Origin of the sequence: Dielma fastidiosa, from assembly GCF_000313565.1 — a bacterium.
Lineage (GTDB): Bacteria > Bacillota_I > Bacilli_A > Erysipelotrichales > Erysipelotrichaceae > Dielma > Dielma fastidiosa.
This window is the reverse complement of record NZ_HE578925.1, coordinates 35,813-48,725: the sequence shown is the minus strand read 5'-3', so window position 1 is coordinate 48,725 and position 12,913 is coordinate 35,813. Positions and strand designations below refer to the sequence as shown.

The 12,913-nt window shown below is 40.0% G+C and carries 10 protein-coding genes and 1 other annotated feature; of the genes, 2 read left to right on the top strand and 8 right to left on the bottom strand.

The features are described 5' to 3' along the window. Positions 1–84 precede the first annotated feature (84 nt). The 8 genes from DAHG_RS05935 to DAHG_RS05900 form a co-directional block, all read right to left on the bottom strand. The gene (locus DAHG_RS05935) at positions 85–417 is read right to left on the bottom strand and encodes a putative quinol monooxygenase (protein ID WP_022937423.1); all 333 of its coding nucleotides are present in this window, start codon (positions 415–417) and stop codon (positions 85–87) included. 92 nt (positions 418–509) lie between these two features. Next, positions 510–1,892 carry an aminopeptidase gene (locus DAHG_RS05930; RefSeq protein ID WP_022937422.1) on the bottom strand — a complete coding sequence of 461 codons (1,383 nt, stop codon included), beginning with the start codon at positions 1,890–1,892 and terminating at the stop codon, positions 510–512. Between the two features lie 59 nt (positions 1,893–1,951). After that, positions 1,952–2,362, bottom strand: coding sequence for a hypothetical protein (locus tag DAHG_RS05925; RefSeq protein WP_022937421.1), 411 nt, complete (start codon positions 2,360–2,362; stop codon positions 1,952–1,954). Between the two features lie 69 nt (positions 2,363–2,431). Next, complete coding sequence (locus tag DAHG_RS05920) at positions 2,432–4,147, bottom strand: ABC transporter ATP-binding protein (RefSeq protein ID WP_022937420.1); 1,716 nt, start codon at positions 4,145–4,147, stop codon at positions 2,432–2,434. A gap of 120 nt (positions 4,148–4,267) precedes the next feature. Then, the gene (locus tag DAHG_RS18920; protein WP_022937419.1) at positions 4,268–5,539 is read right to left on the bottom strand and encodes a S8/S53 family peptidase; all 1,272 of its coding nucleotides are present in this window, start codon (positions 5,537–5,539) and stop codon (positions 4,268–4,270) included. Between the two features lie 229 nt (positions 5,540–5,768). After that, on the bottom strand, positions 5,769–6,455 hold the full coding sequence (locus DAHG_RS05910; protein ID WP_022937418.1) for a peptidoglycan-binding domain-containing protein: 687 nt from the start codon (positions 6,453–6,455) through the stop codon (positions 5,769–5,771). A 73-nt stretch (positions 6,456–6,528) separates the two neighbouring features. Further along, on the bottom strand, positions 6,529–8,124 hold the full coding sequence (gene abc-f, locus DAHG_RS05905) for a ribosomal protection-like ABC-F family protein (RefSeq protein ID WP_022937417.1): 1,596 nt from the start codon (positions 8,122–8,124) through the stop codon (positions 6,529–6,531). A 327-nt stretch (positions 8,125–8,451) separates the two neighbouring features. After that, on the bottom strand, positions 8,452–9,810 hold the full coding sequence (locus tag DAHG_RS05900; protein ID WP_187118763.1) for a hypothetical protein: 1,359 nt from the start codon (positions 9,808–9,810) through the stop codon (positions 8,452–8,454). Between the two features lie 305 nt (positions 9,811–10,115). On the opposite strand from DAHG_RS05900, the gene DAHG_RS05895 reads away from it, so the two are divergent. Together DAHG_RS05895 and DAHG_RS05890 are read left to right on the top strand one after the other, a co-directional pair. Continuing rightward, entirely contained in the window at positions 10,116–10,895 is a 780-nt protein-coding gene (locus tag DAHG_RS05895; RefSeq protein WP_022937415.1) for a hypothetical protein, read from the top strand. An 82-nt stretch (positions 10,896–10,977) separates the two neighbouring features. Further along, positions 10,978–11,211, top strand: a binding site (T-box leader). A 37-nt stretch (positions 11,212–11,248) separates the two neighbouring features. Continuing rightward, positions 11,249–12,913 carry a 2-isopropylmalate synthase gene (locus DAHG_RS05890; RefSeq protein ID WP_022937414.1) on the top strand — a complete coding sequence of 555 codons (1,665 nt, stop codon included), beginning with the start codon at positions 11,249–11,251 and terminating at the stop codon, positions 12,911–12,913.

Sequence of the window (12,913 nt, the reverse complement as noted above, 5' to 3'; positions counted from 1 at the left end):
TCATAGCCGCTTAAATAAACAATATCAAGGCAAGCTTAAACTGGCTGCTGTTTATGCCATACACTCCTCATGTCAGTCAGCATTTTATTCTCTGATGAACGAATCATTCAAAGCAGCATCCCCACTCGCATCTGAAATATAACGTTCTACCTTCATATGCAGGTCATATCTATCTCTTAACTGCGTAATCTGTTCCATCATTGGTGAAGCATGATGCAGATCAAGCGCATGCTGATCCTGCCAGCTGTCAATTAAGAGCACCGTTTCCTCATCCTCCATTGGGAAGAAATATTCATAGCGCAGATTGCCGCTTTCCGCACGAATATCCTCTACGATACCGCTGTCAATCATCGCCTGGGCAAATTTTCTTGCGCTCCCATTTTTACCTGTATAATAAATATTTACTGTAAATGCCATCTGATTGTCCTCCTTTAACTATTTTTATTTTAATTCTCATTATAGCGCTTTGCAAATAAAATGAGACAGCTTCAGCCATCTCATTATTTATATTACGCGTTTTTTAAGAATGCCAAATAACCCTTATAGGCCTCATAAACATCTGCCTTCGATACAACTTCCCAAGGTGCATGCATGTTCTGAACCGCGATACCGCTGTCAATAACTTCCATATTGTACTGTGCAGTAATATAAGCGATCGTTCCGCCGCCGCCTTGATCCACACGGCCAAGCTCAGAAGTTTGGAAGGTTACCTCATTGCTGTCCATAATATCACGCAGTTTAGCGATAAATTCCGGATTGGCATCATTACAGCCGCCTTTCCCGCGTGAACCGGTATATTTATTAAAGCATAAGCCATGACCGAAGAACGCAGTATTCTTCATTTCGTTAACACTTGGATAATTCGGGTCATAAGCAGCACTTACATCTGAAGAAAGCATGACTGAATTTTTCAATGCACGGCGAACCTTTAATTCTGTATAAGCCTCCATGCAATTCATTAATTCCGCAACCGTATTTTCAAAGAAACGTGACTGCATACCCGTTGCGCCAATGCTGCCGACTTCCTCTTTATCCACTAAGAGACAAACACAAGTCCGATCAGTTTCCTCGATTTCCAGCTGAGCCATCAAAGATGTATAGGCACATACCCGATCATCATGACCATAGCCCATAACCATCGAGCGATCTAAGCCGTAATCTCTTGCTTTGCCGGCTGGCACTACTTCAATCTCCGCAGAGACAAAATCCTCTTCTTCGATATTATATTTCTCTTTCAGCAAATTCAGGATTGCCGCCTTTGATTTTTCCTTTTCCGCATCCTTCGCCGGAATACTGCCAACCAATACGTTCAAATCTTCGCCTTCTACAACCTTAGCACCTGTCTTCTGCAGCTGATCAGCTGAAAGGTGAACTAATAAATCAGAAATACCAACAACTGGATCACAATCATCCTCACCGATGACAACATTGATTTTAGTGCCGTCTTTCTTCACTACGACCCCATGCATTGCCAAAGGCAGCGTTACCCATTGGTATTTCTTAACACCGCCATAATAATGCGTATCAAATAAAACTAATTCATTATCTTCATATACCGGATTTTGCTTCAGGTCAATACGCGGTGAATCAATATGAGCGCCTAAAATTTTCATACCCGCTTCTAATGGTTCACTGCCAATGTGGAATAAAGCCAGCGCCTTATCCATATTTATCGCATAAACCTTATCCCCGGCTGACAACTTGCCGTTAGTCTTGATAACCTCTTCCAAATCACGATAGCCTTTTGCTTCTGCGAACCGCACACTTTCGCTTACACATTCACGTTCGCTCTTGCAGCTGCTGATAAACTTCTTATACTCTTCATTAAAAGAAAAGCACGCCTGCATCGCGGCATCATCATACTTTTCCCATGCATTCTTAATTTTTGCCATAAATATCTCCTTTTTATCCGTTAATATTATACGTCATTCTAATTTATTTTACAGCCCTTTTATTCACTTTTAGGCAGTCTTTTCTTAAGGGCTGACAACAGCTTCATCTTCTTCTCATTCGGCACTGTATAAAGTCTTATCAAGCTGTCTTTCGCCGGTTTTCTTAAATACCCGTATACCAGAAGCTCTTCAAAAGCAATCCGGTAATGTTCATCATGAACTAATAAATAGCTCGTAATCTTTTCTTCACTAAAATTATCCGGATCAGGCAGATAAGCCTCTTCAAAGAAACGCAGATGATATTCATCCAAAGCTAATTCACCGCGCTTTAATTCCTGATTTTCTAAAGTCAGGCGGTCTACCTTTTCCATCAAAACTTCAATCATATTTTCTAGTGAGCTTACATAAAATTCCTGACCATCTTCTTTAGCTCTTGCCAATAAATTTCTCAGATCTTCTGTTTCATTCATAAATAACACCTCTTTCTTTTAAGTATAAGCGATTTATGAACAGTTGCAACAACTCTGAACAAAGTGTCACTAATTTGTTTTAAACTGAGAATTATAAAGCATTGTATATAGCTTATTATTCTCAAGCAATTCTTCATGAGTGCCGCGCTCTTCAATGCCGTGATCGGTTATTACCACAATTTCATCGGCATTTTTAATGGTCGACAGACGATGGGCAACAACTAAAGTCGTTCTTCCCTTGCATAATTCATCCAAAGCATCCTGAATCAGTATTTCTGTCGCATTATCCAAAGCACTGGTAGCTTCATCAAGAATCAAAATAGCCGGATTCTTTAAAAATACACGGGCGATTGACAAGCGCTGCTTCTGACCGCCGGACAGTTTAACACCGCGTTCACCGATTTGGGTATCATAGCCATGTTCCAGCTGCATCACATAGTCATGAATATTTGCCCGTTTAGCCGCTTGAATGATTTCCTCTTCACTGGCATCAAGACGGCCGTAAGCGATATTTTCACGGATAGTACCTGTAAACAAGAATACATCCTGCTGAACAATACCGATATTCTTACGCAGGCTTTCATACGAGATATTTTCAATATTGATGCCGTCAATACTGATTGTGCCGGTTTCAAGCTGATAAAAGCGCGGAACTAAATGACAGATCGTAGTTTTGCCGCCGCCGCTTGGACCAACGAGGGCGACTGTCTTGCCAGCCGGAATATCTAAATTAATATCATGAAGCACTTCCTTGCCGTCAGAATAGGTAAAGTTTACATTATCAAAACGAATGTGACCTTCAACATGTTCAAGATTGCGGGCATCTTTGCTTTCCTGTTCAGGTTCCTGATCCATCAGCTCGCAGAAACGGCTGAACCCTGTCGCACCTGACTGCAGCTGCTCCACAAAATCAATCAGCTTGCGAATCGGTGAAACAAACATATTGATAAACAGCATATACGCCACAAAATCCGCAACTTCAATCACGCCAAAATAAGTATAAATACCGCCTGCCAAAATCACTACGACATTCAGCAGATCGACGATCAGGCCGGTACCGCTGTGAAATTGCGCCATCGCTTTATATGATTTTTCACGGGCCCGTTTAAAGGCATTATTACCAGCCTGAAATTTTTCTTCTTCATATTCCGCGTTGGTAAAAGCCTTTGAAACACGGATACCGGAAATTGAATTTTCCAGATTGGCGTTTACCTCACCGATTTTAACACGCGCCTCCGTAAAAGCTTCCGTCATTTTAGCGCGCATTTTAATCGCAAAATAAATTAAAATCGGAATAAAGATAAAAATGATTACCGTCAGCTGCACATTGATCGTGCATAAATAAATAAAAGCACCAATCATCATAATTGATGAAATAAACAGATTCTCAGGCCCATGATGCGCAAGCTCAGATATATCCATTAAATCATTGATCATCCGTGACATAATCGTACCGGTTTCATGTTCATCATAATAGGAAAACGGCAGCTTTTGAAGATGATTAAATACATCACGCCGCATATCCGCCTGCATATAGACACCAACTAAATGTCCGTAATACTGTACAAAATAAGCAAGCAGACATTTCAGTAAATAGATGGCAAGCAGCAATATAGCAGCTACTACAACAGAGCGAAGCTGCTGATTAGGTATGTAATCATTCAGAATCCCTCTGGTTATGATTGGATAGGATAAATCACAGATGGAAATAAAAAAAGCTGCAATCATATCCAGAATAAACAGCCGTTTGTGCGGCTTATAATATTGTATAAATCGTTTAATCATATATTCACCCCTAACATTCAGTAATTAGTATAGCATTTTTTAATCAATTAGACCAACCCATCAGCACTAGAAAAAGGATTCCCTTTCGAGTTACGAAAAGGAATCCTGATCCATTTAGTTTTACTTTTTATCAGCCTGAATTGCTTCAATCAGCCGCTGTGGATTGATTACGGTTTTAATTTTTTCGCCGGTATCCAAGGTTAAGATATCACCGGTTTCATTTATTTTCCTGATGAATTTATCCGGATTCATATCAGGATCCGCCTGAACACATAAAGCATACATGCCTGCCAGCCATGGCACTGTCCAGCTCGCACCGCCGGTTGAAAGATATGTATATGAATTTTCACCGCCATCACCAGCCAATGTACGTCCATCCATAGGTGCATATATCATTGGATTTACGGTTTCATCTCTAATACAAATCGCTTCTGGAATTGTCTGACATATCAGAGGTAAGGTATACGAATTTAATTGATCCGAATCTGTATTTAGCTTACGGCCTAAAAAATTAATATCAAAGCTGTAATTTACACTTGGTGTTACAGTAATTACAAAAATACCCGCCGATTTAGCTTTTTCAATGACGGCATATAATTCATCAGAACCTAATTCAGCATCTTTACCAAGTCCATAGCCTCTGGATATTGAAATCACACGGATTTTATCATTCTTTGGCAGCACCTCATTGATTTCAATCACTCGTTCAATCGCAGATGCCAAGTAATTAAAATTAATCGTGGCTTCATCTGTTTTTACATCGTAATCAATAAAATCACAGGCTATAAAATACAGCTTTGCATCGGGTGCGACACCAATGCTTTTACCTACTGCCAAGCTGGCAACCGCCGGACCATGCATTGAAATACCATCACCATAAACATTTATTTTTTCATAAAGCATCAGCTGATCAGCATATTCCTCATGATTCACATCCAAGGATTGATCGATAATGGCAATACTCACACCCTTGCCGGTAATTCCCTGTTCATGAAGGGCGCGAATGCCTAAGCCTGGATTTTTACCCTGTTCCATAATTTGAATTGGATCAAAAGTTTCCGGCAGCTTATCAGGCCAGACAGTAAAAGTGTCAAAGGATGAATAAATCAGATTTTTATTCTCGGATAAATCAAATTCAGACAGATCAAGCCCCATCAGATTCCATCCTACATTATACAGACTTTCAACCTCAAAAATTGGTAATTCTGTCACCTTTTGCGTTGTTACAGACTGGGGGTTGACTTTTTCCTCAGTAACAATTACCCTTTCTTGTTTCGCAATCTTAGCTAAATCACCAAGCTTGGTCACTGGTTCAAAATCATTGGTATCCACGCTGCACCCACACAGCAGCAAAGTCAGACAGGTCATTATCTTAAGTTGTTTTTTAAGCATTTCTTTCACCCCTTTCTTTCACAAAATCTGAAAGTAATAAAACGTATACTGATATCTTTATTTTAATACTAGTCCTTTATGACCCTGACATCAATCAATTCAAAATAATTATTATGATTATGCAAATTCATGCACCTAATCAGCAATTAATTTCATTTCTTCATTATAAGCTCGTGAACTATTCAAAATTCTTTTATAGCACATATGTAAAGCAGGAATTGCTTCCTGCTTAGTAATCTATAACGGATGGCGTTCTGCCAATCCCAACAACCATGGCAACAATTTTACGCCAAGTCGCACATCCGCAGATGCCGTCAGCACTTAAACCATTATTACGCTGATATGTGACCAATGCGCTTCTGGTTGCCGGGCCAAAGATACCGTCCAAATAAGAAGTACCGTAGCCTAACGCATTCAGTGCATCCTGAAGCACTAAAACATAGGTTGAAGAATTACCGCTTCTTAAGGTTGGAAAGCCAGCAGTACCACCACAGGCCGCGCCAATGTAACGGCGGTCCATATGCACCCAAGTCGGTGTCATTGATAAAGGTTCAACATAACCCCATACTCCCAGATTAGTGGCAATCTGATGAATCTGACGTCGCTGAGCCGCAGTCAGCCGCTGACCGACATCAAAAGATACACCAGCGTAATGCTGACTTTGCTGGCCGTGACCGCCCTCCCAAATACGCTTAAAAGCATAACCGACTGGAATCCCTGAGCCATAAGTTCGGCGGGTGTCATTCCATGCTTCCATCGCTCTTGTTGTCGTCCATAAAACATTCGCTCTTGAAGAACCGCGGAATTCACGGACTAACAAGGTTCGTCCATAAGAATATGGCATTGGATCATCTTCATTCTTATTAAAGTTATACATCAGATTCTTATCTTGATCATAAACAAGAATTTTAGTCATTTACCTTCACCTCCTGCACTATTCTATGGCGAAGTGATAAAAACGACTGTACAATTACCACTAATTTTCTAATTTAATCATCAAGCCAAGTATCATTCAGATATTCTTTTATTTTCCCTGCTTTAATCAGCCAAACCTTTTCACAGAGTGTCTGAATGAAATAACGATCATGTGATACCACCAATAAGGTTCCCGTATATTCCTGTAAAGTCTGTTCAATGATTTCAATGCTGGTGAAATCAAGATGATTTGTCGGCTCATCAAAAATAATCAGATTTACTTCCTGCTTTAATATCAGTGCCAGCTTTAATCTGGTTCGCTCACCGCCGCTGAGCACCTTCAGCCGTTTATACATGTCTGCCTGATCAAAGCCAAAGCGTGTCAGATATCTTCGCGTATCCTCTTCATTTAAGCCTAACGTAACCTGTGCATAAGCTAAAATTCTTTCCTCCTCTTTGGGGAAAAGGATCATTTGCGGCAAATAACCAATCTGCACAGAGGACGCAAGACTGATTTCACCGCTGTCAGCATTTTCCTCACCCATAATCATTTTAATCAGTGTGCTTTTCCCCTGCCCGTTCTCAGCACAGACAGCAATCCGATCCTGCCAATAGACATCGGCATCTGCCTGATCAAATAATTGCTTCTCACCATAGGCCTTCGAAAGCTGATGAATCGTTAATATTTTCTTCGAATAACTTTCTTTTTCCTTCACCGATACATCAAAACGCCGTGTCAATATCTGCGGACGCTTAATGCGCTCAATATTCGCCAATCTTTTTTCTAACATTTTAGCTTTTTTAAAAAACTTCTCATTATCGCCCTCATGTCCCCATTGACGGAAACGCCGGATTGCATCCTGCAGCTTTTTAATCTGCTTCTGCTGTTCCTCATAATCCTGCTGCCATAATAAATACCGTTCCTGTTTTTGATGGCGGTAGGCATCATAATCACCGATATACATCGATAATTCACCATAAGTAATCTCATAGATTTTCTTAACCGTATGATTCAAAAATGTCCGGTCATGAGATACAATGATTACCGTTTCTTTTAGATTCAGAATATAGTTTTCCAGCCAGCGTATCCCAACAAAGTCAAGATGATTCGTCGGTTCATCTAGAAGCAGTACATCTGGCTTCATCAGCAATTGTTTAGCAAGATTCACCCGTGTTTTCTCGCCGCCGCTTAACACCTGATAATCACTTTGAAGCAAATGCTCGATCTGCAAGCCACAGGCAATTTGTTCCACTGTTACCATGACCTGATATCCATCCATGCTTTCAAAACGTGCCTGAAGCCTGCCATATTTATCTAATATTTTTTCAAGCTCATGACCGTCAGCTTTGGCCATCTGTCCTTCTAATTCCTGCAGCTGCAGCTGAAGCTTAATAATGTCCTCATGAGCTTCCATCAGATAGCTTAAAACATTTCCTTCATAAGCATCAAACATCTGATTCAGATAAGCAACTCTGGTATTCTTAGTAATCAGCACTTCCCCTTCCTGAATCGTTTCCAAGCCAGCGATTACCTTTAATAAGGTGGATTTTCCGCAGCCGTTTTCACCAACAATAGCTATATGTTCACCATCAGTTATTTTCAATGTAATATCATCCAGAACAATATCCTGGGTATATGCCTTTATGACATGATTTAATTGTATTGTCATAATAAAATTTCCTTTCCATATTCATTGTGGGAAAAGAAAAAGCCCCAGCAAAAAGTGGGACATTCAAAATTATAAAATAATATTGATGCAAGGCTTTTTACTTAAGTTTTCCCTAAAAATTGACGCACTCGTCCCTATTTTCAAGAAAAACAGTGAATGTTATCGTACGACAAAAAGCATCATGCGCTAACTGTTGGTTATGTTTTGTACTCTCTATCATACGAATCATCACTTGCCCTGCACCTCCTTTAGAAATGATATTCTTATTTTAAGATAGCCATTCACAAATGTCAAGGCTTGGTGAAATGCCAGTATTTTCCATAAAAACTATTTGTCAGTTGATCGCACTTCAAGATAATAGTGTTCAACATTTAAATCAAGCTCAGCATGATTTTGAACAGGATCAATGCCCACATTTTGTTTTACAATTTCAATTCCATTATCATTACTCAATACCAATGACTGTTCCTTAAAGCTTAGAACTGAGCCTAGTTGAGTGACAAAATCATAACCGGTAACACCGAAATTCCTGCCGCCTGTACCACCAAAATCAAAGCTTCCACGTTTCTTAAATTCCACTTCAACGCTAATACTCTCACCCGCTGGAATAGTTATTTCAAAAGCCTCATACAGAATGCGTTTATAAAACTCAACATCACTAAGCAAATCCTCTATCATGCCAGTCTGATACCTTTCTTTTGTATCATTGCCAATGATACTATATTGCTTAAACACACGACATAATTCACCATAAAACATTTCTTCACTAATTCCACCAGCTATCAAGGGAGCCACTTCATCAACAGCCGTAGTCCTGATACTTTGTTCATAATGAGCAGTGGTAATCGTTTTCAGTATATCACCTAGTGTTGTTTCATAACGTCTGATGACAGCTTCTGCTCCTTCAATTTCCTCGCCGGGTTTACAGCCGCCATTTTGATAGCCCTGTATATCATAAGCTGCAATATCATCACCCATTACAATCAACATTCTTAACATTCCATAATCATAGTCACCCTTGGCAGGAATGAAGAAACTGCGCTGTGAGTAATTATTTTCAGGCTCAAACCTGCCACCATTAAAACCATAAGTAAAAACTGCTGTTTGATTATAATCCATTGAAAATTCTATGCTTAATGTTGGAGCAGCGGCATCCGAGCCGCCATCGCTAATCTCACTGAATTCATAAACATATACCGGTTCATCCAGTGTTGGATAGTCACTGAAGGCTGCTTCTATATAGGCATCATCAGCAAGCAGTGCTTGATAACCCTCCCATGAGGATATTTCGTTTAGATTCAAGCTTTCTGTATTACTTCCTGCACCACTGAAATCACCGCTATACATACCACTATGCAGCCTTGTTTCTGCTTCATTACCATTCACTGTAATGATTGGATTTAGCTTAGAATCAAACGAAGAAACATATGGATAGAGTGCTGTAAACGTTTTATCTTCCGTTGTGGTATTCATCAAAACATAACAATCATGAATCTTACTTTGCCGCAGACCTCGATAACCGTATGAAACGTCATAATCAGACAAATCAAATTCAATTTCACGAACTACTTCAATCCCCGGCACTGCCTCACTGCTTGTCAAAGGAAAAACCGGGCCGTCATAGGACATAAAAATACTGCCGCCATCTTCTAGTACCGGAATTTCACGCTTTCGTGGATGACTCATACCAAATGCTAAAATAAGCAGACAAAATGAAGCAATAATGATAATTGCCAGCGTACGGTTCACATGGTTATTTTTTTCTTTTCTTTACTCATAAAAAGCCCTCCAATTTTTAATTATTCAAACCTATCAATCTTAAAGCTGCTTTATTTCCATGCGCATATCATTTTTGTTTCTTCTATAAATTAATTATATCATTTTTTTCTTATCAGACCCATTACGCCAGCAAATATTTCTTAATAAGAATGAAGTGAGGATGAACCAAATGCCTACTTCTACATAGTATGGGTAGAAGAAAGGAGAATGTTATGGATAAAATTTATGTGGATCTGGATAATGATCAGCTAAACTTTGAAGAAGAATTTAAGCCATTTCTTGATGAAGAAGTAAAAGATCCATCCATTCAGACAAAGCCGGTGTGGCGCGAAGAAGACATCAGTCCTTATGATTTGATGGAAGCAGACGGTGAAGAAGCTACGATGGATTCAGTCAATGATGATCAAAATGAAACCGCAGTATGGCATGAACAAGACCGCAGTCCTTATGATTTAATTGATCATGAGGAAGATACTTTCGATAAGGTAAAGGAAAGAATCAAGGAATACGGGGATCAGCATGTCTGGAAAGAGGATGATCAAAGTCCTTATGATCTATTTGATGACTCACTCTGTGCAAATTTTGATGATCCTTATGATGAGATGGTCAGTGAAGATGAATTCTGTAAAGATTGCTCAAATTATGATACATGCACAAAACGTCAGCCAACGCCAGTGAAAAAGTCACAGATGCAGCAAATGGATGATGAAATTGAAGCTAATATTTCACAATCCGAAGCTAATTTTACCAATGTCCAAAGTGACAGTGATGAGTATGACTGTATTCATGAAGCTGATATGTATGATAATGGCAATATTGATTGGCAATGCGGCATTGATGTAAGCAATAACTCAGGGCAGCGTTCTTTAAACAAAGCCATCCATGAATCAGGGTCACCTAAATCTGTCACTTATGAAAAGAAAACTATGGTGGAAGAAAATGATCCGCCAAAGAAAACTACTTGCTGGATCAGAGTCATCAAGGAGTATTGATTTCATTTATTGTAAATTTATGAAATAAGCTGTAAATAGTCTTGACATTTTCATGAAACAAGGGTATTCTCTTAGTATCAAATAAAAAGCGATGATCGGGAAATGCTGATGGAAAACGGATACAGAAAGCTGCTGGCTGATGTGAAGCAGTACCATGTACATCCAGCTCTCGCCCGTTAGCTGCAACCTGAAAGGCAACGAGTAAGGAAGTCGGGACTTCCCGTTATTGAAGAACAGTTTTGTTTGAAACTGGCTGAGAGGATATCAATTTGATATCAAGAAAAGTGGTACCGCGGTGTTAAGCTCCGTCTTTTTGATAAGACTGGGCTTTTTTTATTGGGAGGGACATAAAAATGAAACATGCGAATAAATATCAGCGTACATATTTTAATGTAGAAAACGCACCGATGCGTTGGATTAAAAAGGATTACGTCGATCATGCGCCGATTTGGTGCAGCGTTGATTTACGGGACGGCAATCAGAGTTTGATTATACCGATGAGCCTTGAGGAAAAGCTTGAATTCTTTAAAATGCTGGTAAAAGTAGGTTTTAAGGAAATTGAAGTAGGCTTTCCGGCAGCCAGTGAAACTGAATATGAGTTTTTAAGAGCGCTGATCGATCAGAATCTGATTCCTGATGATGTGACGATTCAAGTGCTGACACAGGCCAGAGAGCATATTATCCGTAAGACATTTGATGCCTTGAAGGGTGCTAAAAAAGCGATCGTTCACCTGTATAATTCTACTTCTGTTGCCCAGCGTGAACAGGTGTTCAAAAAAAGCAAGGAAGAAATCATCCAGATTGCAGTAGACGGCGCTAAGCTGATTAAGTCAATTGCTGATGAAACGAAGGGTAATTATCAATTTGAATATTCACCGGAAAGCTTTACCCAGACGGAAATGGATTTTGCGGCTGATATCTGCAATGCTGTCATTGATGTCTTAAAGCCTACACCTGAGAATAAAGTAATTATCAATCTGCCGGTAACGGTTCAGGTCAGCATGCCGCATGTGTATGCCAATCAGATTGAATATATGTGTGATCATCTCCATGAACGGGAAAATATTATTGTATCCCTGCATCCGCACAATGACCGCGGCTGTGGTGTTGCAGATAGTGAAATGGGCTTGCTGGCCGGAGCTGACCGCATTGAGGGTACATTGTTTGGCAATGGTGAGCGTACGGGTAATGTAGATATCATCACCTTGGCAATGAATATGTATTCTCAGGGTGTGGAACCGAATCTTGATTTTACTAATATTCCTGAAATCATTGAAGTATACGAGCGAGTAACCCGTATGCATGTATATGAACGTTCGCCATATTCCGGTGAATTAGTGTTTGCGGCATTCTCCGGCAGTCATCAGGATGCGATTGCCAAGGGTATGAAATGGCGTGAAGAGAAACAGCTGGATACATGGACCGTGCCTTATCTGCCGGTAGATCCGCAGGATGTTGGAAGACAGTATGACGGCGGTGTTATCCGCATTAACTCACAGTCAGGCAAAGGCGGTATCGGTTATCTGCTGGAACAAAAATACGGTTATGATACGCCAAAGGAAATGCGTGAGGATATCGGTTATCTGATGAAGGGTATTTCTGATCATCGCCATCAGGAGTTAAAGAGTGATGAAATTCTTGAAATCTTCAAACAGGAATACTTTAACAAAACGATGCCGATTCATATGCTGGATTATCATTTTGTCAGAACTAATGAAGTGATGGTTACTTTAACGATTGAAATGAACGGTGAAAAAAGAGATATTGTCGGCCGCGGCAACGGACGGCTTGATGCGGTAAGCAATGCGATTACTTCATCCTTAAATATTAATTATAAGGATCTGCTTTATAAAGAACACGCACTGACAAAGGGATCAACCTCACAGGCGGTTGCTTATGTGGGAATCCATGATGAAAAAGGATTGATGTACTGGGGCGCCGGTATTCATGATGATATTATCGCCGCCAGTGTAATCGCCTTATTCTCGGCGGTAAATCGTTTAATGGGAGGAAAATAA